The following is a 24,117-nucleotide window of genomic DNA, read 5'->3' as shown; positions in this document are numbered from 1 at the left end:
TCGCAGCACAAGTTCGCAACAAATGTTGTGCAGAGTGCTTCGGCAGACAAATTGGCGGCCTGCTGAGGACCTAACTCAGGTAGAATGCGCGCCCGGTTTTTGGAGAAGCTCATGACCCTGCTCAAATTCAGCGATGTGTCCCTTGCATTCGGCGCGATGCCGTTGTTGGACAAGGTGTCCTGGCAGATCGCCCGTGGTGAGCGGGTGTGCATCATCGGCCGCAACGGCACTGGCAAATCCAGCATGATGAAGCTGGTCAAGGGCGACCAGAAGCCCGATGACGGCTCGGTGTGGCGTGCCCCCGGTCTGAAAATCGGCGAATTGCCGCAAGAATTGCCAGTGGCCGACGGGCGGACCGTATTCGATGTGGTTGCCGAAGGCCTCGACGGCGTTGGCGCCTTGCTCGCCGAATATCATCACCTGAGCCAGAACATCGTCACCGACGCCGATCTGGACAAGCTGATGCACGTTCAGCACGACCTCGAAGCCCGTGACGGCTGGCGCTTGCAGACCCTGGTCGACAGCACTCTGAGCCGCCTGCAACTGCCGGCCGACAAGACCCTCGCCGAGTTGTCCGGCGGCTGGCGTCGTCGCGTCCTGCTGGCGCAGGCGCTGGTGTCCGAACCGGATCTGCTGCTGCTCGACGAACCGACCAACCACCTGGACATCGGCGCGATTGCCTGGCTCGAAGAAGCCCTGAAGGATTTCCAGGGCGCCGTGCTGTTCATCACGCACGACCGTTCCTTCCTGCAAAACCTCGCCACGCGCATCCTCGAACTGGATCGCGGCGGCCTGATCGACTGGAACGGCGACTACGCCAGCTTCCTCGTGCACAAAGAAGCCGCGCTGGCCGCTGAAGAAACCGCCAACGCGCTGTTCGACAAGCGTCTGGCCCAGGAAGAAGTGTGGATCCGTCAGGGCATCAAGGCCCGTCGGACCCGTAACGAAGGCCGTGTGCGCGCCCTTAAAGCCCTGCGTGTTGAGCGCAGCGAGCGGCGCGAGCGTACCGGCAAGGCGAATATCCAGCTGGAAACTGCCGACAAGTCCGGCAAGCAAGTGATGGTGCTGGAAAATGTCAGCTTCCATCACCCGGACGGTCCGTACCTGATCAAGGACTTCTCGATGGTTCTGCAGCGCGGCGACCGTATCGGTCTGCTCGGCGCCAACGGTACCGGCAAGACCACCCTGCTGAAGCTGATGCTCAACGGTCTGCAGCCGACCAGCGGCAAAGTGGAAGAGGGCACGCGCATCGATGTGGCCTACTTCGATCAGTTGCGCCATCAGCTGGATCTGGAAAAGACCGTGATCGACAACGTCGCCGAAGGCCGCGACTTCATCGATATCGACGGCCAGAGCCGCCACGTCCTGAGCTACCTCGGTGACTTCCTGTTCAGCCCGCAGCGTGCGCGCACGCCGGTCAAGGCGCTGTCCGGTGGCGAGCGTGCGCGCTTGCTGCTGGCCAAACTGTTCAGCAAACCGGCGAACCTGCTGGTACTCGACGAACCGACCAACGACCTCGACGTGGAAACCCTCGAGCTGCTCGAAGAAGTGCTGCTGACCTTCAACGGCACGGTGCTGATGGTCAGCCACGACCGGGCATTCCTCGACAACGTGGTGACCAGCACCCTGGTCTTCGAAGGTGAAGGCAAGGTGCGTGAATACGTCGGTGGCTATCAGGACTGGATCCGTCAGGGCGGCTCGCCGCGCTTGCTGGGTGTGACCGAGAGCAAGTCGGGCAAGGCTGACTTGAATTCGGCGGTGGTCACTGCTGAACCTGCCGTGGTTGCCGCACCTGCCGCTGCCGCACCGGCAGCCAAGAAGAAGCTGAGCTACAAGCTGCAGCGCGAGCTGGAAGCGTTGCCGGGCGACATCGATGCCAAGGAACAGCAGATCGCTGCGGTCGAGGCTGAGATGGCTGAAGCCGGTTTCTATCAGCGTCCGCCGGCAGAAACGGCCAAGGTGATTGCTTCGCTGGAGCAGTTGCAGGCAGAACTGGATGCACTGGTGGAGCGTTGGGCCGAGCTGGATGCCTGATTGATCCGGTAACAAAAAAAGCCCGGCGCTCAGTGATGAGCCCCGGGCTTTTCATATACGGGTGGAGACCTGATGTGGGAGCTAGCCTGCTCGCGAATGCGGTGTGTCAGGCGGCATTGATGCTGAATGTGCCGACGCCTTCGAGCGGGCTCGCTCCCACAATGATCAGTGTTTCAACGTTTGACCAGATGTACCGCCAAAACATCGCATGGCGCGCCGTGCAGCACGTCGTTGGCTGTGGAGCCCAGCAATAGCGCCAAACCGTGACGGCCATGGCTGCCGACCACGATAAGATCGCAAGTGTTTTCCTTGGCGAAATGATGGATTTCCTGTCGTGGCTGGCCATAGGTCAGGTGGCAATTGGCGCCCTCAAGCTCTACATATTTGGCTTTCAGGCGTTCAAGTCGCTCCTTGGCCTGATCGAACTGCTGCTGTTGCAGTTGTGACAGATCCATCGGTACATCGCCGCCGAATGCCATGGCCATCGGTTCGACGATATGCACCAGCGACAGCTTGGCGCCATTGCTAACCGACAGCTCTCGGGCACGGTGAATCACAGGGTCGCACTCTTCGGTCAGGTCAACGGCGACCAGGATATGGTTGTAGGGCATGAGGTGCTCCTCGTGGCGGTTCAATATTGTTAAGTATGGCTGGTTTCAAGCGCATTGGTTCCAAAGTGACACGATGCGCTCACCTTAAGTCGGGAGTAGAGATATGACGGTCTGGTTGGTGGTGTCAATCCTGCTGGTGGTTTTGAGTCCACTGGCGTGGTTGCGCCCATCGCGCGTGCAGAGTGGCCGAATGGCCCTGCGCATGGAGGCGCGGCGCATCGGGCTGGCCATGCAGCTGGCACCTCAGGAGTGGCCGCACTGGCTGTCTCAGGAACCGCCCAGCCCGTGCGCGCAATATCATCGGCCGCGGCGTGGCACCCAGCCGGCGTGCTGGACTTACTGGCAGAAATCGCCGGGGGTATGGGTCAATCAGTGGCAGGAAGTCTGCGAAGACCGGTTGCTGCTCGATCATTTCGAAAAGTTGCCGGGCAACGTGTTCAAGGTCGAGGCCGACAAGCAGATGATCGCCTTGTACTGGGGCGAGAAGGGTGAAGCTGAAGTCTTGCAGTACATCGACGCCACTCTCAAAGCCCTCGCCTGAATTACGAATTCCCCGTAGGAGCTGCCGCAGGCTGCGATCTCTTGATTATGTTTTTAAGATCAAAAGATCGCAGCCTGCGGCAGCTCCTACAGGGGGCATTTCGCAAGCAATAAAAAGCCCGACAACATCATCGGGCGGGTTGGCCAGGCAGGCCGGTAATTCGCTGTGAGCTGATCCTACGCCAGGCATTCGCCGAAAGCGTTCATATTTTTCGCCGGGATTTCGCCAGCGTAGCCTGTTAAACACGGGTTGCCGTGAATTAGGGCGACTTTTCTAACTATTGATTCTATGAATGGCTCTGCATGCAGCTGCGTGTTGCGGATCTGTGTGCAACGGAAATGACCACAAAGTCGCATTTCAACCCGTATTTTGGGCGATTGACAATTGTTGGAAATTCCGTGAAGGTGACGTACCCAAATCAAACGGGCGTATGAATTGAGCGTTTGTCTTACAGACTGCTCCTACAGAATCCCGACTATCGCGTTGGCGGGTGTGCCGGGTGGATTGGCGTCAGCATCGACGAAAAAGCGTCCTGCCGAGCCATTTACCTGCGTCCGACGTGTACTGTTCAGCTTCCATATCGTGGAGATCAGTTGATGATTTACGAAGGTAAAGCCATCACGGTTAAAGCTCTTGAAAGTGGCATCGTCGAATTGAAATTCGACCTCAAGGGTGAGTCCGTCAACAAGTTCAACCGTCTTACCCTGAACGAACTGCGTCAGGCCGTGGACACCATCAAGGCAGATGCTTCGATCAAGGGCGTGATCGTCAGCAGTGGCAAGGACGTATTCATCGTCGGCGCCGACATCACCGAATTTGTCGACAACTTCAAGCTGCCGGATGCCGAGCTGGTTGCTGGCAATCTCGAAGCCAACAAGATCTTCAGCGATTTCGAAGACCTCAACGTTCCGACCGTGGCCGCGATCAACGGCATCGCCCTGGGTGGCGGTCTGGAAATGTGCCTGGCAGCGGATTACCGCGTCATGTCGACCAAGGCCAAGATCGGTCTGCCGGAAGTCAAACTGGGCATCTACCCGGGCTTCGGCGGTACCGTGCGTCTGCCGCGCCTGATCGGCGTCGATAACGCCATCGAGTGGATTGCCGCCGGCAAGGAAAACCGTCCTGAAGACGCCCTGAAAGTCAGCGCCGTCGACGCCGTGGTTGCTCCAGAGAAGCTGCAGGAAGCTGCCCTTGAACTGATCAAGCGCGCCATCTCCGGCGAGTTTGATTACAAGGCCAAGCGTCAGCCAAAACTTGAAAAACTCAAGTTGAACGCCATTGAACAGATGATGGCTTTCGAAACCGCCAAAGGTTTCGTGGCAGGGCAAGCTGGCCCGAACTACCCGGCGCCAGTTGAAGCAATCAAGACCATCCAGAAAGCCGCGAACTTCGGTCGTGACAAGGCGCTGGAAGTCGAAGCCGCCGGTTTCGTCAAACTGGCCAAGACGTCTGCTGCGCAGAGCTTGATCGGCCTGTTCCTGAACGATCAGGAACTGAAGAAAAAGGCCAAGGCCTACGACGAAATCGCCAAGGACGTGAAGCAGGCAGCCGTACTGGGCGCCGGCATCATGGGCGGCGGTATCGCCTATCAGTCGGCCTCCAAAGGCACGCCGATCCTGATGAAGGATATCAACGAGCACGGTATCGAGCAGGGTCTGGCCGAAGCCGCCAAGCTGCTGGTTGGCCGCGTTGACAAAGGCCGCATGACCGCCGCGAAAATGGCTGAAGTGCTCAACGGCATTCGTCCGACCCTGTCCTACGGTGACTTCGGTCACGTCGACCTGGTCGTTGAAGCCGTGGTCGAGAACCCGAAGGTCAAGCAAGCGGTACTGGCTGAAGTCGAAGACAAGGTCAAAGAGGACACCATCCTCGCGTCCAACACCTCGACGATTTCCATCAGCCTGCTGGCCAAGGCCCTCAAGCGTCCGGAAAACTTCGTCGGCATGCACTTCTTCAACCCGGTGCACATGATGCCGCTGGTGGAAGTGATCCGGGGCGAGAAGTCCAGCGAGCTGGCGATTGCCACCACCGTTGCCTACGCCAAGAAAATGGGCAAGAACCCGATCGTCGTCAACGACTGCCCGGGCTTCCTGGTCAACCGCGTCCTGTTCCCGTACTTCGGTGGTTTCGCCAAACTGGTCAGCGCCGGCGTGGACTTCGTCCGCATCGACAAGGTCATGGAAAAATTCGGCTGGCCAATGGGCCCGGCGTACCTGATGGACGTGGTCGGCATTGACACCGGTCACCACGGTCGTGACGTGATGGCTGAAGGCTTCCCGGATCGCATGAAGGATGACCGTCGCTCGGCTATCGACGTGCTTTACGAAGCCAAACGTCTGGGCCAGAAGAACGGCAAGGGCTTCTACGCCTATGAAGCCGACAAGAAAGGCAAGCAGAAGAAAGTCGCCGATCCGTCGGTGCTGGAAGTGCTCAAGCCGATCGTTTACGAGCAGCGCGAAGTCACTGACGAAGACATCATCAACTGGATGATGATTCCGCTGTGCCTGGAAACCGTGCGTTGCCTGGAAGACGGCATCGTTGAAACCGCCGCCGAAGCCGACATGGGTCTGGTCTACGGTATCGGTTTCCCTCCATTCCGTGGCGGTGCGCTGCGCTACATCGATTCGATCGGTGTTGCCGAGTTCGTTGCCCTGGCTGACCAGTACGCTGATTTGGGCGCGCTGTACCACCCGACCGCGAAGCTGCGCGAAATGGCCAAAAACGGCCAGAGCTTCTTCGGTTAAGCGCCCCCAACTAGAGTGAGAGTGAACTTATGAGCTTGAATCCTAGAGACGTCGTGATTGTCGACTTCGGTCGTACTCCGATGGGCCGCTCCAAGGGCGGCATGCACCGCAACACCCGCGCCGAAGACATGTCGGCGCACCTGATCAGCAAACTGCTGGAACGCAACGCCAAGGTCGATCCTGCTGAAGTCGAGGACGTGATCTGGGGCTGTGTGAACCAGACCCTGGAGCAGGGCTGGAACATCGCGCGCATGGCGTCGCTGATGACCCAGATCCCGCACACCTCGGCCGGCCAGACCGTCAGCCGCCTGTGCGGCTCGTCGATGAGCGCTCTGCACACCGCGGCGCAAGCGATCATGACCGGCAACGGTGACGTATTCGTGGTTGGTGGCGTCGAGCATATGGGTCACGTGAGCATGATGCACGGTGTCGATCCGAACCCGCACATGTCGCTGTACGCGGCGAAAGCCTCGGGCATGATGGGTCTGACCGCAGAAATGCTCGGCAAGATGCACGGCATCACCCGTGAGCAGCAGGACGCCTTTGGCGTGCGCTCCCACCAGCTCGCTCATAAGGCGACGGTGGAAGGCAAGTTCAAAGACGAAATCATCCCGATGCAGGGCTATGACGAAAACGGCTTCCTGAAGCTGTTCGACTACGACGAAACCATTCGTCCGGAAACCACTCTGGAAAGCCTGGCGGCCCTCAAGCCTGCCTTCAATCCAAAGGGCGGCACAGTGACTGCGGGTACTTCGTCGCAGATCACCGATGGTGCTTCGTGCATGATCGTGATGTCGGCGCAGCGTGCACAGGATCTGGGGATCCAGCCGATGGCGGTGATCCGTTCGATGGCAGTGGCGGGTGTGGACCCGGCGATCATGGGCTATGGTCCAGTTCCGGCAACACAAAAAGCCCTGAAGCGTGCGGGCCTTGGCATCAACGATATCGACTTCTTCGAGCTCAACGAAGCTTTCGCTGCACAGGCCCTGCCAGTGCTGAAAGATCTGAAAGTGCTCGACAAGATGAACGAGAAGGTTAACCTGCACGGCGGCGCGATCGCCCTGGGTCACCCGTTCGGTTGCTCCGGCGCCCGTATTTCCGGCACCTTGCTGAACGTGATGAAGCAGAATGGCGGCACCTTCGGGGTGGCCACCATGTGCATTGGTCTCGGCCAAGGCATCTCCACCGTCTTCGAACGCGTTTAAGCGTCTCGTCGATGGAAGCCGGGGCCAAGTGCCCCGGTTTTTGTTTTTGCGGATTTATTTTTGTATTTATTTTGAAAAAATTTGAGTGAGGGCCGAAGCGTGCCGATACAACCTGGGCTCTACCGACATTACAAAGGTCAGCAGTACCGCGTATTCAGTGTTGCGCGGCACTCCGAGACCGAAGAAGAAGTGGTCTTTTACCAAGCCCTGTATGAGGATTACGGCTTTTGGGTACGCCCTTTGAGCATGTTCGTCGAGTCGGTCGAGGTTGACGGCAAGCAGGTGCCACGCTTTGCTTTGGTGCAAGCCGAACCGAGCCTTTTTTCCAAGGCATAAGGCGAGTGCGCACAGAACCCTGTGCTTGACCTCACCTTGTAGCCACTATATATAGCGGTGCCGCGTCAGGCGCCAACCGCCTTTCACTTCTAGAATTCAGGAATTTTCTGATCCATGGGCAAATCGCTGGTCATTGTGGAATCCCCGGCTAAGGCCAAGACCATCAACAAGTATCTGGGCAACCAATACGTGGTGAAGTCGAGTATCGGCCATATCCGAGACCTGCCCACCAGCGGTTCGGCTAGCGCCAGCAAAGAGCCAGCCGCCAAGCGCGGCAAGGCCGCCGCGGGCGAAGGGCCGGTGCTCACGCCGAAAGAGAAAGCGCGCAAGCAACTGGTCTCGCGCATGGGTGTCGATCCCGATCATGGCTGGAAAGCCCAGTACGAGATCCTCCCAGGCAAAGAGAAGGTCATCGAAGAGCTGCGCCGGCTCGCCAAGGATGCTGACACCATCTATCTCGCAACCGACTTGGATCGCGAGGGGGAAGCCATTGCCTGGCACCTGCGCGAAGCCATCGGTGGTGACGACAGCCGCTACAAGCGCGTGGTGTTCAACGAAATCACCAAGAAGGCGATTCAGGAAGCCTTCTCCGAGCCGGGCGAACTGGACATCGATCGTGTAAATGCCCAGCAGGCGCGTCGTTTCCTCGACCGCGTTGTGGGTTACATGGTCTCGCCGCTGTTGTGGGCCAAGATCGCCCGTGGCCTGTCGGCCGGTCGCGTGCAATCGGTTGCCGTGAAACTGGTGGTCGAGCGTGAGCGCGAGATTCGTGCATTCAACCCGGAAGAGTACTGGGAAGTGCATGCTGATCTCGGCACCGCCAAGGGGGCGACCGTACGTTTCGAAGTGGCGCGCGAGAAGGGCGAAGCCTTCAAGCCGCTCAACGAGGCTCAGGCCACGGCTGCGCTGGAGAAGCTCAAGTCTTCCAGCTACAGCATCGTCAAGCGCGAAGACAAGCCGACCAGCAGCAAGCCGTCGGCGCCGTTCATCACGTCCACCCTGCAGCAGGCCGCGAGCAACCGTCTGGGCTTCGGCGTGAAGAAAACCATGATGATGGCCCAGCGTCTCTACGAAGCCGGCTACATCACTTATATGCGTACCGATTCGACCAACCTCTCGGCTGATGCCGTGGCGATGGCGCGCACTTACATCGAAGACGAGTTCGGCAAGAAGTACCTGCCGGAAACGCCGAACGTCTACAGCAGCAAAGAAGGCGCACAAGAGGCTCACGAAGCGATTCGTCCGTCTGATGCCAACACCACGCCGAGCAAGCTGGCGGGCATGGAGCGTGATGCGGAGCGCCTCTACGAGCTGATCTGGCGCCAGTTCCTCGCTTGCCAGATGCTGCCGGCGCAATATCTGTCGACCACCGTCAGCGTAGGAGCTGGCGACTTCGAGCTGCGCGCCAAGGGCCGAATCCTCAAGTTCGACGGTTACACCCGCGTCATGCCGCAGATCGCCAAGCCTGGCGATGACGATGTTCTGCCGGACATGGCACAGGGCGACGCGATGAAGCTGATCAAGCTCGATCCGTCGCAGCACTTCACCAAACCACCGGCCCGTTACTCGGAAGCCAGTCTGGTGAAAGAAATGGAAAAACGTGGCATCGGTCGTCCTTCGACCTATGCGGCGATCATTTCGACCATTCAGGATCGCGGTTATGTGACCCTGCACAACCGTCGTTTCTATTCGGAAAAGATGGGCGACATCGTCACCGAGCGTCTGTCGGAGAGCTTCTCGAACCTCATGGACTACGGTTTCACCGCCGGCATGGAAGAGAATCTCGATGATGTGGCTCAGGGCGAGCGCGACTGGAAAAACGTGCTGGACGAGTTCTACGGCGACTTCAAGAAAAAGCTCGAAGTGGCAGAAAACCCGGAAAGCGGCATGCGCGCCAACCAGCCGGTCATGACTGATATTCCATGCACCACGTGCGGTCGCCCGATGCAGATCCGCACTGCATCGACCGGCGTGTTCCTCGGTTGCTCGGGTTACAGCCTGCCACCGAAAGAGCGCTGCAAGGCCACCGTCAACCTGGTGCCGGGCGACGAGATCGCCGCGGACGACGAGGGGGAGTCGGAGTCGCTGGTACTGCGCGGCAAGCATCGCTGCCCGATCTGCAGCACGGCGATGGATGCTTACCTGCTCGATGAGAAGCGCAAGCTGCACATCTGCGGTAACAACCCGGATTGCGCCGGCTACGAAATCGAAGAGGGTAACTACCGCATCAAGGGCTATGAAGGTCCGAGCCTGGAGTGCGACAAGTGCGGCAGCGAGATGCAGCTCAAGACCGGCCGTTTTGGCAAGTTCTTCGGTTGCACCAATCCGACCTGCAAGAACACCCGCAAACTGCTGAAGAGCGGTGACGCGGCGCCGCCGAAGATGGACCCGGTGAAGATGCCTGAGCTGAAATGCGAAAAGGTCAACGACACCTATATCCTGCGCGACGGTGCTTCCGGCCTGTTCCTGGCGGCCAGCCAGTTCCCGAAAAACCGCGAGACCCGTGCTCCGCTGGTGATCGAGATTCTGCCGCACAAGGATGAGATCGATCCGAAGTACCACTTCCTCTGCGAAGCACCGCAGAAGGATCCTGATGGTCTGCCAGCGGTCATTCGTTACAGCCGCAAGACCAAGGAGCAATACGTGCAGACCGAGGTCGACGGCAAGCCTACTGGCTGGAAGGCTTACTACGACGGTGGCAAGTGGACTGTTGAAGACAAGCGCACGAAAGCCAAGGCTGAGTAAGCGTTAGCCTGATACACAAAAGGCCGCATGATGACCCTCGGGTTTTCATGCGGCCTTTTTGTTTTGTGCTTGCGGTCGGATCCGTTGATCCACGACACTGTCGGGTCTGTGTGACGCAATTATTTCGCTGTGGAGACTGCCGGCATGGCGCACGAACTCTATACCCGCACCAATCAGAAGATCTATTTCGCCGGCCTGTCGCTGGAGGCTCTGGCTCGCGCCGAAGAGGGGCGGGCGATGAATTCGTTGGCGTTGATTCAGGCTGGCCGCGAATCAGCGTTGTTTCACCTCTATGGCGCGCTTCTGGGACTGTGTCACGAGATCGCCGGTTTCTACCGTCTGCCTCAGGCCAATGCATCGCGAGCTGAAGCGTTACTGACTGGCGAAGTCCTGGAATCGATTGCGATCCCTGAGCTGGCCGAGATGGTGGAGCTGGCCGGTAACCCTGAAACCTGGCTGGCGAAACTGCTGGCGGCGCACTCGGCGTTGTTCCAGCCGCCACGGGTGCCACACAAGCCCAAGGGTGATGTGACGAAGCCATTGATTCAGGCCGTTAATCTGGATGAAGAAGAGGCGCCGCAGGAATTGAGTCGGGAAGAGCTGGAGAGCTGGCGGCAGCATCTCAAAGGTCTGGCCATCCGCTTTCGCGAAGGCTTGAACGAATGCTGAGGACCATTGACACGGTGGCAATCTGAAACATGCTGCTGGTCAAGATCCCGAGCGAAGCCTGAATGATGTCTATATAATGCCTGCCTTTCGTGGAGAACAGACCTATATGCCAACGTCCTTTCTAGAAATTGTCGAGCTACCAGACGGCCGAATCGAACTGCGCAGGGCTGAGGACGAGGGTTCTCTGGTGACTCTGGATTTCTCCGAGGATGCCAAGGCGTTCCTGCAAGGCCAGCACGTGGAAATCGCCAAGGCGATGTTGAGCGTCGGCGTACAGATGGCCGGTCGTATGGTCGAAGGCGAATTTGATAAGGAAGAAGGGCCGCGGGTTCTTCATTGATCCTCGCTGCTTTGAGGCGCTTGCCGCAACCGCATCAAGTCGGCTTCTCTGTCCCTGGAGAAGCCATGCGCTTCACACAGCGCGCGTTACAAGTGAATCAACCCAATCGAATGTTCAGGCTCTGAGCGTCGCCCGTGCGGGCTGCACTGATCAGTTGTTGCCGTGAACTTGTGTTCAGCGGATTGAGCCAGGTTACCACCGTATGGCTACGACCCAGGCGCAGTGCTTCGCAGGCCAGTTGCTGAGCGCTTTGCGCACCACGAGGTTGCAGCAGCAGAATGCGTTCACGGTTCAGGCCGGCCTCTCGCAGCCAGATCTGGGTCAGGCTGGCTGGAGGGGCGATCAGCGTCAGCCAGCGAGCATCCTGATCCTCGCTCAGTTCGCGAAGGATCGGAGCCAGCAGGTTCAGACAGTTCCCGGCCGCGCCGCGCAGTGACAGTTCACTGAATACTTCAGGTTCGGCAATCCATGGGCGCTCGACCACATCTTTCAGGATCGGTGCCATCGGTTGTGCAAGAAACGCTTCGAATAAAGGCAGTTGTGTTTGCTGAGGTGCGTGTGGGAACTGCATAAAGCCTCCTTTAGCGGCGGATTACGCCGACACTCAAGCCTTCGATCACCAGTTCCTGATCTTTCAGGTCGACTTCGATAGGGGCGAACTCGGGGTTTTCGGCAATCAGCCAGACTTTGCTGCCTTCGCGCTTGAAGCGCTTGACCGTCACTTCATCGCCGATACGTGCCACGACAACCTGGCCATTGCGTGCTTCACGGGTGGTATGAACCGCCAGCAGGTCACCGTCGAAAATGCCGATGTCCTTCATGCTCATGCCGTGCACGCGCAGCAGGTAATCAGCGCGAGGGTGGAAGAAAGCCGGGTTGATGTTGCAGGATTCTTCGATGTGCTGTTGGGCGAGGATCGGTGCGCCGGCAGCGACCCGGCCAATGATCGGCAGGGTAGAGTCGTCAGCCTTGGCCTCGAAGCCCGGGATGCGAATGCCGCGGGAGGCGCCCGGGGTCATCTCGATGGCGCCTTTGCGGGCCAGGGCCTTGAGGTGTTCTTCCGCCGCGTTGGGCGACTTGAAACCCAGTTCCTGAGCGATTTCCGCGCGGGTTGGCGGGTAGCCGTTGTCTTCGAGGCAGCGTTTGATGAAGGCCAGAATCTCGGCTTGGCGTGGCGTCAGCTTTAGCATATTGATCGCTCTGTCTTTTTATACAGTGACTGGGATTATATACAGTGAAGCGGTCTTGGCAATGCCCGTTTTTTTGCAGGCCGCCGGACGGTCGGTTGTCGTGCTTATTAATGCGCCGGGCGAGTGTGGTTAAATAGCTGACCGACCATTCCCAAAACGAACTGGCAGGCTTGACAAGGCTTGGGCTGAAACGTATGTTTCAAACAAGTGTTTGTCAGGCGGAGTAGCCATGGCCCAGTCGGAAACCGTTGAACGCATTCTTGATGCTGCCGAGCAGTTGTTCGCGGAGAAAGGTTTCGCCGAAACCTCATTGCGTTTGATCACCAGCAAGGCCGGGGTAAACCTGGCGGCGGTGAATTATCATTTCGGCTCCAAGAAAGCGCTGATCCAGGCGGTTTTCTCGCGCTTCCTCGGGCCGTTCTGCATCAGCCTCGACAAGGAGCTGGAGCGGCGTCAGGCCAAGCCTGAAAACAAGCCGACTCTTGAAGAGCTGCTGGAGATTCTCGTCGAGCAGGCGCTTGTGGTGCAGCCACGCAGCGGTAACGACCTGTCGATCTTCATGCGCTTGCTCGGCCTCGCGTTCAGCCAAAGCCAGGGTCACCTGCGTCGTTATCTGGAAGACATGTACGGCAAGGTGTTCCGCCGCTACATGCTGCTGGTCAACGAAGCGGCTCCGCGCATTCCGCCTATCGAGCTGTTCTGGCGCGTGCACTTCATGCTCGGTGCTGCGGCGTTCAGCATGTCCGGGATCAAGGCCTTGCGCGCGATTGCCGAGACCGATTTCGGCGTCAACACCTCGATCGAACAGGTGATGCGTCTGATGGTGCCGTTCCTTGCCGCTGGCATGCGCGCCGAAACCGGTGTCACCGACCCGGCGATGGCGACTGCGCAACTTCGCCCGCGCAGCAAATCGACTCCGGTGGCCGCCAAGGTTTAACCGCGCACGGGTGGGCGCGGCTGCTTGTATCCGCTAAGCTAGCCGCCCATGCCGACTCTCGTTCTGAACCCGTTCCCGATCAACATTGCCAACCTGCCGGGCACCGCCCTCAGTGGCGATGTCGTGCGGATCGGGTTTTTCGTTTTCAAGGAATCTCTATGACTGCTGGCCTGCAAGGCTCGTTGATGGTGGACGTCGCCGGTACCTGGCTGACGGCCGAAGATCGCCAATTGTTGCGTCAACCCGAAGTGGGCGGCCTGATCATTTTCGCGCGCAACATCGAGCATCCGCGCCAGGTGCGTGAGTTGAGCGCAGCCATCCGCGCGGTTCGCCCGGATCTGCTGCTGGCGGTCGATCAGGAGGGCGGTCGCGTGCAGCGCCTGCGTCAGGGCTTCGTGCGCCTGCCGGCCATGCGCGCCATTGCCGACAACCCGAACGCCGAATACCTCGCCGAACAATGCGGCTGGATCATGGCCACCGAAGTGCTCGGGGTCGGCCTCGACCTGAGTTTCGCCCCGGTGCTGGATCTGGATTACCAGCGCAGCGCCGTGGTTGGCACCCGTTCGTTCGAGGGTGATCCCGAGCGCGCCGCGTTGCTCGCCGGTGCCTTCATTCGCGGTATGAATAGCGCGGGCATGGCCGCTACCGGCAAGCATTTCCCCGGTCACGGTTGGGCTGAAGCCGACTCCCACGTCGCGATCCCGAATGACGAGCGCAGCCTCGACGAGATCCGCGCCAACGACCTCGTGCCGTTCGCCAGACTCAGCAAGCAGCTCGCGGCGGTCATGCCGGCGCACGTCATCTATCCGCAAGTCGATTCGCAGCCGGCCGGGTTCTCCCGCCGCTGGTTGCAGGACATTTTGCGCGGCGAGTTGCAGTTCGACGGCGTGATCTTCAGTGACGACCTGTCGATGGCTGGCGCCCATGTGGTCGGCGACGCCGCCAGTCGGATTGAAGCTGCGCTCAGCGCCGGTTGCGACATGGGCCTGGTGTGCAACGACCGTGCTGCGGCCGAACTGGCTCTGAGTGCTGCGCAACGGATGAAGGTCAAGCCGTCCGCGCGCATTGCGCGGATGCGCGGGCAGGCGTTCGCCAGTACCGATTACCGCCAGGATCCGCGTTGGCTCACCGCCATCGGCGCGCTAAAAGATGCTCAATTGATCGATTAAGGACTCATTCGTTATGACGGTTTACGCAATCATCGGTGGCACCGGCCTGACTCAGCTCGAAGGCTTGAGCATTCGTCAGTCGTTGGCGGTGGATACGCCCTACGGCGCGCCGTCGGCTGAAGTGCAGATCGGCGAATACGCCGGCAAGGAAGTGTTGTTCCTCGCCCGTCACGGCCATCCGCACCGTTTCCCGCCGCACAAGGTCAACTACCGCGCCAACCTCTGGGCGCTGAAGCAGGCCGGCGCCGAGGCGATCATCGCGGTCAATGCTGTGGGCGGGATTCATCCGGCCATGGGCACCGGCCATTTTTGCGTGCCGCATCAGATCGTCGATTACACCAGCGGTCGCGAGCACACGTTTTTCGCCGATGATCTGGAGCACGTCACCCACATCGACTTCAGTTTCCCTTACAGCGAGCCGCTGCGTCAGCAACTGATCGCCGCGCTGGCTGCCGAAGGCTGCGAATACAGTGATCAAGGCGTCTACGCCTGCACTCAGGGCCCGCGTCTGGAAACGGTCGCCGAGATCGTGCGTCTGGAACGTGATGGCTGCGACATCGTCGGCATGACCGGCATGCCGGAAGCGGCACTGGCCCGTGAGCTGGATCTGGATTACGCCTGCCTGTCGCTGGTGGTGAATCCGGCAGCGGGCAAGACCACGGCGGTGATCACCATGGCCGAGATCGAGCAGGCGCTGCATGACGGCATGGGCAAGGTGAAATCGACGTTGGCGCGGGTGCTCAAGGGCTGATCCGGGCTTTGCACCGCGTCGACTGCATCGCGAGCAGGCTCACGCCTACAAAAGATTTGTGAACACCACAGATCAATTGTAGGCGTGAGCCTGCTCGCGATTGCGATCGGTCTGGTAACGCAAATCTCAACGCTTGTCGAACTTGTCCGGCAACGGCGCAAACAGCGCCTCGATATCATCGCTCTGCAGTTTCCAGTCCCCGGCCTTGCGCCCATCCAGCACGCCCGCTGCCAGGTCAGACTTTTCCTTCTGCAGGTGCTGAATCTTCTCTTCCACCGTGCCACGAGCAATCATCTTGTAGACGAACACCGGTTTCTCCTGGCCGATTCGATACGCGCGGTCGGTTGCCTGATTCTCGGTCGCCGGGTTCCACCACGGATCGTAATGGATCACCGTGTCCGCTTCGGTCAGGTTCAAGCCGACGCCGCCGGCCTTCAGGCTGATCAGAAAGATCTGACGCTTGCCGCTCTGGAATTCCTTCACCGGCGTGCGCCGATCGCGGGTCTGGCCGGTCAGCAAGGCGTAGGCCACGTTGCGTTTCTTCAGTTCATCTTCGATCAGTGACAGCATCGAGGTGAACTGCGAAAACAACAGAATCCGCCGGCCTTCCTCGAACAGCTCTTCGAGCATTTCCATGAGGCTATCGAGCTTGCCCGAGGTGCTGCCACGGGCGGGCAGGGTAGCGTCGTTGACCAGGCGCAGGTCGCAGCAGACCTGACGCAGCTTGAGCAAGGCTTCAAGAATAATGATCTGGCTGCGCGCCACGCCCTTGCGAGTGATCTCGTCACGGACTTTCTTGTCCATCGCCAGACGCATGGTTTCGTACACGTCGCGCTGGGCTTCGTTGAGATCGACCCAGTGGATGATCTCGGTCTTGGGCGGCAGTTCGGTGGCCACTTGTTCCTTGGTGCGGCGCAGCAGAAACGGTTTTATCCGCCCATTGAGGTGCTGCAGCCTGACTTCGCTGGCGCGTTTTTCGATCGGCACGCGGTAGTCGGCATTGAAGCTTTTGACATCGCCGAGCCAGCCCGGCAGCAGAAAATGGAACAGCGACCACAACTCACCCAAGTGGTTTTCCAGTGGTGTGCCACTCAGGCACAGGCGCTGGCGTGCGTTGAGTTCGCGAGCGGCTTGCGCGGCCTTGCTGTTGGGGTTCTTGATGTACTGCGCTTCGTCGAGCACCAGAACGTGCAACGGCTGTTGTGCCAGCCGTTCGACGTCCTTGGGCAGCAGTGCATAGGTGGTGAGGATCAGGTCGAAGCCGGCCAGATGCTCGAAATGCTTTTTGCGGGCGGCACCGTACAGCGCGACCACTTTCAGTTGCGGCGTGAAGTGCGCAGCCTCGTCGAGCCAGTTCGGGATCAGGCTGGTGGGCATTACCACCATGCACGGCCGATCCAGGCGTCCGGCGTTTTTCTCACTGAGAATATGCGCCAGGGTCTGTAGGGTTTTACCCAGACCCATGTCGTCCGCCAGAATCCCGCCGACCTCAAGCTGACGCAGGGACTGCATCCAGCTCAAACCTTCGAGTTGATAGGGGCGCAGCGTCGCGTTCAAGCCCTTCGGCGCTTGTGCACTGTAGTCGCGGATGTCGCGCAGGCGTTGGGCGAAACTGCGAATCTGTTCGCCACCCTCCCACAGCAGGGGAAGGCCTTCCAGCGAGTTGAGCCGCGTGGCGTCGGCCTTGCTCAGGCGCAGGGTGGTTTCGCCCGGCTCCTGCAGGTAGAACTCGCCCAGCGTCGCCAGTACCGGTTTCAGTCGCCCAAGGGGCAGCGCCACTTGCAGTGGCCCGTGCTCACTGTTGCGTTGCGGAATATTGACCAGAATCAGCTCGTCATCGCGTCGCCGCGCCAGGCGTTCCGGGTTGAGGATTTCCGCGTGCGAGCGCATCAGGTTAAGCAGGATCGGTAGCAGGCTCAGGCGTTCGCCATTGACGATGATCCCCAATTCCAGATCGAACCAGTCGCGCTCCGGCGCCTGTTCGACGGTGGCGTACCAGTCGTCGACGGCGGTCAGGTCGAAACCGAATTCCTCGTCGATCTGCAATTCCCAGCCTTGGGTGCGCAGCTTCGGCAATTCGTTGAGGGTGAACGTCAGCCACGCGCTGTCGTTGACCATCTCGTACAGCTCGCCAGCGCTTTCCGGCAGCGCTTTGCTCTGACGCGTGGCGATGCGAAAGCCGAGGATGCGTAACTGTTCGCGGTAGGATTGTTCGACTTCAGGGTGGCGTTTTATCCGCAGGCTCTGGGTTTCCTGACGAATCAGGATGTCGCTGTTTTTCTGTCCGCTGACGTATTCATCCAGATAACTGAACGACAGCGCGGCGCGATGCTGGATGTAGCGCTGCATCTTGCCGTTGCGCGGTTCGAACGCACTGAACTCGACGCTGGCCAGCCATAGCCGCGGCAACGGTTGCACGTTGTCCACCAGCACTTGCGGCGGCGCTTTGGGGCTACGGTTCTCCAATACGGCCTGGAGCTTTTCCAGCAGTTCGGCGTCTTTGGCGGCGGCAGGGTATTCGAGGGTTTCCTGCACTTGCAGCAGCACCGCAGCGCAGTGTTTACAGTTGTTGCGCACCGGGCAGGTACAGGTGGCGTCAACCAGTAGCAGGGTGCCTTTGGCTGACTCGCGCAAGTGAATGGTCTGACGGTAGACGTTACCGCCAGAGCCTTCGCAACTGGCGGTGATGGTCGCATCGCCCACCTGCGCGATGCGTACCCGGTTCTCCAGGGCGTAGCGGCGGCCACGCTCCAGGCTCTGTTCCTTGAATCGGCTGACCCAGGAAGGTGCCAACGGTTTGCTCAGGGGCGGGGACATAAGGACTTCGATCAGTCCGGAATCGCTTCAGGGGCTTGCCGTGGGGCGGGCGCCGTCAGGGAAGTGATCTTGATCAGCAGCGCCAGGTGGCCATTGTCGAGATAGTTGAGCTGGCCGTTTTTGGTGTGGCTGTCCTGCTTCAGGCGTTCGCTGGCGGTGACCATGCCGTTGGCGTCGATCTGGTTGACCCAGAAATCGGCGTTCACGTCGGTGAAACGCCCGAGTTTCATTTCCAGAGTGCCCTCGATCGGGAACTGGCCGAACTGTTCCTTGCCGTCGCTGACGGCCACCTTGGTCGGCGCTTCGCCGAGGGGCTGCTGCCAGGCCTTGTGCATCAGCACGCTGTAATCACCGCTGGCGCTGAGTTTGCTGGCAACGTCGCCGAGCGCAGGTGTGCGCAGGCTGTCATCGCCCAGACGTTGAGCGCCGGCGGCCCAGTCTTCCGGGGCGGCGCGGCTGACGATAGCCGGCACGGCGTTCTGGCGCACCAGAATCATTTCGACCTGATACAGGTCATCGGCGAAAACCGAAGGGGCTACTAAAGCAAGTAGCAAAGTCAGTGAGCGAAACAGGCGCATGCGGCGTCCTTCAAACAGTTTTCGGGAGGAGGCGCTCGAACAGCGCCTCTACAGTATTAAAGCGCTCTTCCGGGCGTTCCATCGGCACCTGGAACTTGAACATCGTGGCGCCTTCGAATTTGTAGCGTTTTGGCTGAGTCTGGATCAGTTTGATCAAGGTCATCGGATCGACTGGCGTCTGTGCGGCGAACTCGATACGCCCACCCTGAGGACCGCCGTCGACTTTCTTGATGCCCAGCTGTTCGGCCTGCAACTTCAGCGCAGTGATGCGCACCAGATTCTTGGTCGGCTCCGGCAGCAGACCGAAACGGTCGATCATCTCCACTTGCAGATCCTTCAGGCCTTCCTCGTCGGTGGCCGAAGCGATGCGCTTGTAAAGAATCAGGCGGGCGTGAACGTCCGGCAGATAGTCTTCCGGAATCAGCGCCGGCACGCGCAGGTTGACCTCCGGGCCACCGCCGAGCGGTTGATCGAGGTTCGGCTGCTCGCCTTTGCGGATCGACTTCACCGCGCGTTCGAGCATTTCCATGTAGAGCGTGAAGCCCACGGCCTGAATCTGCCCACTCTGACCATCGCCCAGCAGTTCGCCGGCGCCACGGATTTCCAGGTCGTTGGTCGCCAGGACGAAACCGGCGCCGAGATCCTGGGTGTTGGCAATCGCTTCCAGACGCTTTTCCGCATCGGCAGTGATTTGCTGGCGCGGCGGCGTCAGCAGGTACGCGTAAGCCTGGTGGTGACTGCGGCCGACGCGTCCGCGCAACTGGTGCAATTGCGCCAGACCGAACTTGTCGGCGCGCTCGATGATGATGGTGTTGGCGCTCGGCACGTCGATGCCGGTCTCGATGATGGTCGAGGCGATCAGCACGTTGAAGCGCTTGTGATAGAAGTCGCTCATCACCTGTTCGAGTTCGCGTTCGCGCATCTGCCCGTGGCCGATGCCGATCCGTGCTTCCGGCACCAGTTCGGCGAGATCCGCCGCGCACTTCTCGATGGTCTTCACGTCGTTGTGCAGGTAGTAAACCTGACCACCGCGCAGCAGTTCACGCAGCAGGGCCTCTTTGACCGTGCTCTTGTTCTGCTCCATGACGAAGGTGCGTACCGACAGGCGGCGCGCCGGCGGCGTGGCGATGATCGACAGATCGCGCATGCCCGACACCGCCATGTTCAGCGTGCGCGGAATCGGCGTGGCGGTCAGGGTGAGAATGTCGACTTCGCTGCGCAGGGCCTTGAGCTGTTCTTTCTGTCGGACACCGAAACGGTGTTCTTCGTCGATGATCACCAGACCAAGGTTTTTGATCTTCACATCGTCGGACAGCAGCTTGTGCGTGCCGATGACGATGTCGATCTTGCCTTCCGCCAGATCGGCAATCGCCGCGTTGACTTCCTTGGCCGACTTGAAGCGGCTCATCACTTCCACGGTCACCGGCCAGTCGGCGAAGCGGTCGCGGAAGCTGTTGTAATGTTGCTGGGCGAGCAGGGTGGTCGGCACCAGAATCGCTACCTGACGCCCGCCGTGCACGGCGATGAACGCGGCGCGCATCGCCACTTCGGTCTTGCCGAAACCGACGTCGCCGCAGACCAGGCGATCCATCGGCTTAGGCGCGAGCATGTCTTCGCGCACGGCTTCGATGGTGGCTTGCTGATCCGGGGTTTCTTCGAACGGGAAACCGGCGCTGAAGGTTGCGTAATCGGCTTTCGGGTCGGCAAACGCATAGCCTTCGCGCGCGGCGCGACGGGCATAGATGTCGAGCAATTCAGCAGCGACATCACGCACCTGTTCGGCGGCTTTGCGCTTGGCTTTCTGCCAGGTCTCGGAGCCGAGGCGGTGCAGCGGCGCCAGTGAGTCATCGCTGCCGGTGTAACGGGCGATCAGGTGCAGGTTGGCCACCGGCACGTAGAGCTTGGCGTTCTCGGCGTATTCCAGGGTGAGGAATTCGGCTGCCTGATTGTCGATTTCCAGAATTGTCAGGCCCAGATAACGCCCGACACCGTGATCGATGTGCACCACCGGCGCGCCTTCGCGCAGTTCGGTGAGGTTCTTGATCACCGCATCGTTGTTGGCGTCGGCGCGTTTTTCTCGGCGACGGCGCTGCATCACCCGCTGACCGAACAGCGGACTCTCCGCCACCAGCGCCAACGCCGGGTCATCGAGCATCAAGCCTTCGTCAAGCGGGGCAATGGTGATCGCCAGGCGATCCTTGCTCGAAACGAAGTCCGGCCAGCTGTCGACGGTTTTCGGCCGCAGCTTCAGACGCTCCAGCAGTTCCAGCAGGACTTCACGCCGGCCCGCGGATTCGGCGGTGAACAGCACGCGTCCGGGGAATTCGTCGAGGAACGCCGAGAGCGCCGCCAGCGGTTGTGTGGCCTTGGCTTCGATCGCCAGGTTCGGCAGCGCTTGCGCCGGGAAGCGCTCGCGGCCGGCACCGGATTCGACGTCCTGCTGACTGGCGACTACCCGTGGCCAGCTCTTGAGGCGGGCGAAGCAGTCTTCCACCGGCAGGAACAATTCCGCTGGCGGCAATAGAGGACGGGATGGATCGACGCGGCGCTCTTCGTAGCGATTGCGCACATCGTTCCAGAAATTTTCTGCCGCTTGTTCGATGCCCGGCAGCGAGAACACTTGAGTGTCCTGCGGCAGGTAATCGAACAGCGTCGACGTTTCATCGAAGAACAGCGGCAGGTAGTACTCAATGCCGGCCGGGGTGATACCGCTGCTCAAGTCCTGGAAGATCGGGCAGCGCCGGAAGTCGACATCGAAACGCTCGCGGAACCGCGCCTTGAAGCGGGTCACCGCATCTTTCTGCAGCGGAAATTCTCGGGCCGGCAGCAGCTTTACCGATTCGACCTTGTCGATGGAGCGCTGGTTTTCCGGGTCGAAAGTGCGCAGGGTTTCGATTTCGTCGTCGAACAGGTCGATGCGATAGGGCAGTTTGCTGCCCATCGGGAACAGGTCGATCAGCGCACCGCGTACGGTGAACTCGCCGTGTTCGTAAACCGTATCGACGTAGCGATAGCCGCTGGCTTCGAGCCGCGCGCGCATCTGTTCGACATCGAGCTTCTGCCCGACATCCAGCACCAGACTGCTGCCGAGCAGGAACCTGGTCGGCGCCAGGCGGTGCAGGGCGGTGGTGATTGGCACCACCAGCACGCCGTGCGCCAGTTCCGGCAGTCTATAAAGGCTGGCGATACGCTGGGAAATGATGTCCTGGTGCGGCGAGAACAGATCGTACGGCAGGGTTTCCCAGTCGGGAAAATGCAGCACGGGCAAATCCGGGGCGAAGAAACTCAGCTCCTGTTCCAGCCGTTCGGCACTCTGGCTGTCGGCGGTCAGTAGCAGGGTGAAGCGCTTGGCAGCGCTGGCAGCCTCGGCAATCGCGAGGCTGAGGGCAGCACCGGGCAGGTTGCCCCAATGCTGTTTACCTGCCGCGGCAGGGAGAAGCGGTAGACGCAGAACGGGCACGGAAGGTTGAGCTCCAGGCTTTGCGACAAAGTCGGTAATTGTAGCGGCGTCCGGTGCCGGCTGTCAGTTGCAGACTGCGTCTATCTTCGCGGTTTACGCGAAATGTAGTGGTAACCATAAAAACGAGCACTTTTTTAGTGGTTATGTAGTGCCGAAACTGGCTGGTGTTACGGAGGGTTACAGACATCGTCTAACAGTCGTCGAAAAATTGACTGCGCTGAAAGCCCCGGTTTTACTGGGCTGGCGCGAGGCGTAATTTTTTTGAACGGAATTTTGTTACCGATTGCGCGACAAGCGCGCATTGCTACAAGAGGTTCTCGGCGGCATAATGTAGCCCCTTTTTTCTGCCCCTACATGTGGAAGGTTCCCGTGACTCAGAAGCCCGACCAGTGTCTTGGTGAATGGATCGACCGTGAAGCACTCGCAGAAGCGATGATTCCGCTTATCGGTCAGCTCTACCGCAATAACAACGTGGTGAGCTCGATCTATGGCCGCAGCCTGATCAACCAGTCTGTCATCGCGATTCTCAAAGCTCACCGCTTTGCTCGCCACCGTTCCTCCGACGATAGCGAACTCTCCGTCCACGAAACATTCCCTCTGCTTAAAGCCATGAGCGAGCTCAAGCTCGGCGCGGCTTCGGTAGACCTGGGCAAGTTGGCGTTCAAATTCCGCAGCGAAGGCAATGGCCGCAGCGCCGAGCAGTTCGTGCGTGAAGAACTGGCTGACGTGGTTGGTCAGCAAAACGCTTCGGCCCGCAAAGGCACTGACGTTGTGCTGTACGGCTTCGGTCGTATCGGCCGTCTGCTGGCGCGCATCCTGATCGAGAAAACCGGTGGTGGCGACGGTCTGCGTCTGCGTGCCATCGTCGTGCGCAAGGGCGCCGAAAACGACCTGACCAAGCGCGCCAGCCTGCTGCGTCGCGATTCGGTACACGGCCCGTTCAACGGCACCATCGTCATCGACGAAGAAAACAACACCATCACCGCCAACGGTAACCTGATCCAGGTGATCTATGCGAAGAACCCGACCGAGGTGGATTACACCCAGTACGGCATCAAAGACGCGCTGCTGGTGGACAACACCGGTGTATGGCGTGACGCCGATGGCCTGGGCCAGCACCTGCAATGCCCGGGTGTCGCTCGCGTTGTTCTGACCGCGCCTGGCAAAGGCAAACTGAAGAACATCGTTCACGGTATCAACCACAACGAAATCACCGCTGACGACAAGATCGTGTCCGCCGCTTCCTGCACCACCAACGCCATCGTGCCGGTGCTGAAAGCTGTGAATGACAAGTTCGGCATCATCAACGGTCACGTCGAAACCGTTCACTCGTACACCAACGACCAGAACCTGATCGACAACTTCCACAAGGGCGATCGCCGTGGCCGTTCCGCCGCGCTGAACATGGTGATCACCGAGACCGGTGCTGCCACCGCTGCTGCCAAGGCCCTGCCTGAGCTGGCCGGCAAGCTGACCGGTAACGCGATCCGCGTTCCGACGCCAAACGTGTCGATGGCCATTCTTAACCTGAATCTTGAGAAAGCCGCCAGCCGTGAAGAGATGAACGAGTACCTGCGCTACATGGCGCTGCACTCCGATCTGCACAAGCAAATCGACTTCGTCAACTCGCAGGAAGTGGTGTCCACTGACTTCGTGGGCTCGCGTCACGCCGGTGTGGTCGATGCTGAAGCGACCATCGTTCAGGACAACCGCGTTGTTCTGTACGTCTGGTACGACAACGAGTTCGGCTACAGCTGCCAGGTGGTTCGCGTGATGGAAGACATGGCCGGTGTAAACCCGCCAGCGTTCCCGCGCTAAGCCTTGGCTGCAAATGAATACGCCCCGACTTAGGTCGGGGCGTTTTTGTTTGGAGAAGATCAAAAGATCGCAGCCTTCGGCAGCTCCTGCAGGGGATCGCATTTGATCCTGCAGGAGCTGCCGAAGGCTGCGATCTTTTCTTTAAGGTCATTTAGAAATTTAGTGCCAGAAG

Annotated in this window: 18 protein-coding genes; 12 read left to right on the top strand and 6 right to left on the bottom strand. The window is 59.7% G+C overall.

Features of this window, described 5'->3' with window-relative positions; all coding sequences use genetic code 11:
* Positions 1-111: 111 nt before the first annotated feature.
* Complete coding sequence (locus tag BW33_RS17005; RefSeq protein WP_027611442.1) at positions 112-2,034, top strand: ATP-binding cassette domain-containing protein; 1,923 nt, start codon at positions 112-114, stop codon at positions 2,032-2,034.
* A 173-nt stretch (positions 2,035-2,207) separates the two neighbouring features.
* Here BW33_RS17005 and BW33_RS17000 read toward each other — a convergent pair whose 3' ends face one another.
* Positions 2,208-2,645, bottom strand: coding sequence for a universal stress protein (locus tag BW33_RS17000; protein ID WP_047600137.1), 438 nt, complete (start codon positions 2,643-2,645; stop codon positions 2,208-2,210).
* Positions 2,646-2,748: 103 nt separating this feature from the next.
* On the opposite strand from BW33_RS17000, the gene BW33_RS16995 reads away from it, so the two are divergent.
* From BW33_RS16995 to BW33_RS16965, 7 genes are all read left to right on the top strand, one after another.
* Positions 2,749-3,186, top strand: a complete 438-nt coding sequence (locus BW33_RS16995; RefSeq protein ID WP_047600136.1) for a hypothetical protein — start codon at positions 2,749-2,751, stop codon at positions 3,184-3,186.
* A gap of 596 nt (positions 3,187-3,782) precedes the next feature.
* A complete protein-coding gene (fadB, locus tag BW33_RS16990) occupies positions 3,783-5,930 on the top strand; it encodes a fatty acid oxidation complex subunit alpha FadB (RefSeq protein ID WP_024013640.1) in 2,148 nt (715 codons plus the stop codon).
* A gap of 29 nt (positions 5,931-5,959) precedes the next feature.
* Complete coding sequence (gene fadA / locus BW33_RS16985) at positions 5,960-7,135, top strand: acetyl-CoA C-acyltransferase FadA (RefSeq protein WP_047600135.1); 1,176 nt, start codon at positions 5,960-5,962, stop codon at positions 7,133-7,135.
* 99 nt (positions 7,136-7,234) lie between these two features.
* Positions 7,235-7,471, top strand: a complete 237-nt coding sequence (locus tag BW33_RS16980; protein WP_047600134.1) for a DUF1653 domain-containing protein — start codon at positions 7,235-7,237, stop codon at positions 7,469-7,471.
* 114 nt (positions 7,472-7,585) lie between these two features.
* On the top strand, positions 7,586-10,216 hold the full coding sequence (topA, locus tag BW33_RS16975) for a type I DNA topoisomerase (RefSeq protein ID WP_047600133.1): 2,631 nt from the start codon (positions 7,586-7,588) through the stop codon (positions 10,214-10,216).
* Positions 10,217-10,360: 144 nt separating this feature from the next.
* The gene (locus BW33_RS16970) at positions 10,361-10,885 is read left to right on the top strand and encodes a DUF6586 family protein (protein ID WP_047600132.1); all 525 of its coding nucleotides are present in this window, start codon (positions 10,361-10,363) and stop codon (positions 10,883-10,885) included.
* Positions 10,886-10,991: 106 nt separating this feature from the next.
* The gene (locus BW33_RS16965; protein WP_003226592.1) at positions 10,992-11,225 is read left to right on the top strand and encodes a hypothetical protein; all 234 of its coding nucleotides are present in this window, start codon (positions 10,992-10,994) and stop codon (positions 11,223-11,225) included.
* Positions 11,226-11,322: 97 nt separating this feature from the next.
* Here the strand turns inward: BW33_RS16965 and sulA are convergent, their stop codons facing one another.
* Together sulA and lexA are read right to left on the bottom strand one after the other, a co-directional pair.
* Positions 11,323-11,796: an SOS-induced cell division inhibitor SulA gene (gene sulA, locus BW33_RS16960; RefSeq protein ID WP_047600131.1), complete on the bottom strand. Its 474-nt coding sequence runs from the start codon at positions 11,794-11,796 to the stop codon at positions 11,323-11,325.
* A 10-nt stretch (positions 11,797-11,806) separates the two neighbouring features.
* A complete protein-coding gene (lexA, locus tag BW33_RS16955) occupies positions 11,807-12,415 on the bottom strand; it encodes a transcriptional repressor LexA (RefSeq protein ID WP_003226590.1) in 609 nt (202 codons plus the stop codon).
* Between the two features lie 229 nt (positions 12,416-12,644).
* Here lexA and BW33_RS16950 point away from each other — a divergent pair, with 229 nt between their 5' ends.
* The 3 genes from BW33_RS16950 (at position 12,645) to BW33_RS16940 (ending at position 15,272) form a co-directional block, all read left to right on the top strand.
* Positions 12,645-13,352: a TetR/AcrR family transcriptional regulator gene (locus tag BW33_RS16950; protein WP_007961819.1), complete on the top strand. Its 708-nt coding sequence runs from the start codon at positions 12,645-12,647 to the stop codon at positions 13,350-13,352.
* A gap of 158 nt (positions 13,353-13,510) precedes the next feature.
* Positions 13,511-14,521 (top strand): beta-N-acetylhexosaminidase, encoded by a 1,011-nt coding sequence (nagZ, locus tag BW33_RS16945; RefSeq protein ID WP_047600130.1) that lies wholly within the window; start codon positions 13,511-13,513, stop codon positions 14,519-14,521.
* Between the two features lie 13 nt (positions 14,522-14,534).
* Entirely contained in the window at positions 14,535-15,272 is a 738-nt protein-coding gene (locus tag BW33_RS16940) for an S-methyl-5'-thioinosine phosphorylase (RefSeq protein WP_047600129.1), read from the top strand.
* A gap of 126 nt (positions 15,273-15,398) precedes the next feature.
* Here BW33_RS16940 and BW33_RS16935 read toward each other — a convergent pair whose 3' ends face one another.
* From BW33_RS16935 to mfd, 3 genes are read right to left on the bottom strand one after another with little or no spacing between them, the layout of a single operon-like run.
* Complete coding sequence (locus BW33_RS16935; RefSeq protein WP_047600128.1) at positions 15,399-18,089, bottom strand: DEAD/DEAH box helicase; 2,691 nt, start codon at positions 18,087-18,089, stop codon at positions 15,399-15,401.
* Positions 18,090-18,100: 11 nt separating this feature from the next.
* Positions 18,101-18,667 (bottom strand): CsiV family protein, encoded by a 567-nt coding sequence (locus tag BW33_RS16930; RefSeq protein ID WP_047600127.1) that lies wholly within the window; start codon positions 18,665-18,667, stop codon positions 18,101-18,103.
* Between the two features lie 10 nt (positions 18,668-18,677).
* Positions 18,678-22,127: a transcription-repair coupling factor gene (mfd, locus tag BW33_RS16925; RefSeq protein WP_047600126.1), complete on the bottom strand. Its 3,450-nt coding sequence runs from the start codon at positions 22,125-22,127 to the stop codon at positions 18,678-18,680.
* 354 nt (positions 22,128-22,481) lie between these two features.
* Between mfd and BW33_RS16920 the strand changes: the two genes are divergently transcribed.
* The gene (locus BW33_RS16920) at positions 22,482-23,945 is read left to right on the top strand and encodes a glyceraldehyde-3-phosphate dehydrogenase (protein WP_003226583.1); all 1,464 of its coding nucleotides are present in this window, start codon (positions 22,482-22,484) and stop codon (positions 23,943-23,945) included.
* The last annotated feature ends 172 nt before the right edge of the window (positions 23,946-24,117 follow it).

It is taken from the genome of Pseudomonas sp. RIT288, assembly GCF_000631985.1.
In the GTDB taxonomy this organism is placed as follows: Bacteria; Pseudomonadota; Gammaproteobacteria; order Pseudomonadales; family Pseudomonadaceae; genus Aquipseudomonas.
This window is presented reverse-complemented; position numbering and strand designations above follow the sequence as displayed.

What these genes read in the sequence shown, in the direction of transcription:
- BW33_RS16930 (WP_047600127.1), bottom strand. Translation starts at nt 18,667, where the DNA reads ATGCGCCTGTTTCGCTCACTGACTTTGCTACTTGCTTTAGTAGCCCCT.
- sulA (WP_047600131.1), bottom strand. Translation starts at nt 11,796, where the DNA reads ATGCAGTTCCCACACGCACCTCAGCAAACACAACTGCCTTTATTCGAA.
- BW33_RS16965 (WP_003226592.1), top strand. Translation starts at nt 10,992, where the DNA reads ATGCCAACGTCCTTTCTAGAAATTGTCGAGCTACCAGACGGCCGAATC.
- BW33_RS16950 (WP_007961819.1), top strand. Translation starts at nt 12,645, where the DNA reads ATGGCCCAGTCGGAAACCGTTGAACGCATTCTTGATGCTGCCGAGCAG.
- BW33_RS16970 (WP_047600132.1), top strand. Translation starts at nt 10,361, where the DNA reads ATGGCGCACGAACTCTATACCCGCACCAATCAGAAGATCTATTTCGCC.
- BW33_RS17005 (WP_027611442.1), top strand. Translation starts at nt 112, where the DNA reads ATGACCCTGCTCAAATTCAGCGATGTGTCCCTTGCATTCGGCGCGATG.
- fadB (WP_024013640.1), top strand. Translation starts at nt 3,783, where the DNA reads ATGATTTACGAAGGTAAAGCCATCACGGTTAAAGCTCTTGAAAGTGGC.
- nagZ (WP_047600130.1), top strand. Translation starts at nt 13,511, where the DNA reads ATGACTGCTGGCCTGCAAGGCTCGTTGATGGTGGACGTCGCCGGTACC.
- fadA (WP_047600135.1), top strand. Translation starts at nt 5,960, where the DNA reads ATGAGCTTGAATCCTAGAGACGTCGTGATTGTCGACTTCGGTCGTACT.
- lexA (WP_003226590.1), bottom strand. Translation starts at nt 12,415, where the DNA reads ATGCTAAAGCTGACGCCACGCCAAGCCGAGATTCTGGCCTTCATCAAA.
- BW33_RS16995 (WP_047600136.1), top strand. Translation starts at nt 2,749, where the DNA reads ATGACGGTCTGGTTGGTGGTGTCAATCCTGCTGGTGGTTTTGAGTCCA.
- BW33_RS16935 (WP_047600128.1), bottom strand. Translation starts at nt 18,089, where the DNA reads ATGTCCCCGCCCCTGAGCAAACCGTTGGCACCTTCCTGGGTCAGCCGA.
- BW33_RS16920 (WP_003226583.1), top strand. Translation starts at nt 22,482, where the DNA reads ATGTGGAAGGTTCCCGTGACTCAGAAGCCCGACCAGTGTCTTGGTGAA.
- topA (WP_047600133.1), top strand. Translation starts at nt 7,586, where the DNA reads ATGGGCAAATCGCTGGTCATTGTGGAATCCCCGGCTAAGGCCAAGACC.
- BW33_RS17000 (WP_047600137.1), bottom strand. Translation starts at nt 2,645, where the DNA reads ATGCCCTACAACCATATCCTGGTCGCCGTTGACCTGACCGAAGAGTGC.
- BW33_RS16940 (WP_047600129.1), top strand. Translation starts at nt 14,535, where the DNA reads ATGACGGTTTACGCAATCATCGGTGGCACCGGCCTGACTCAGCTCGAA.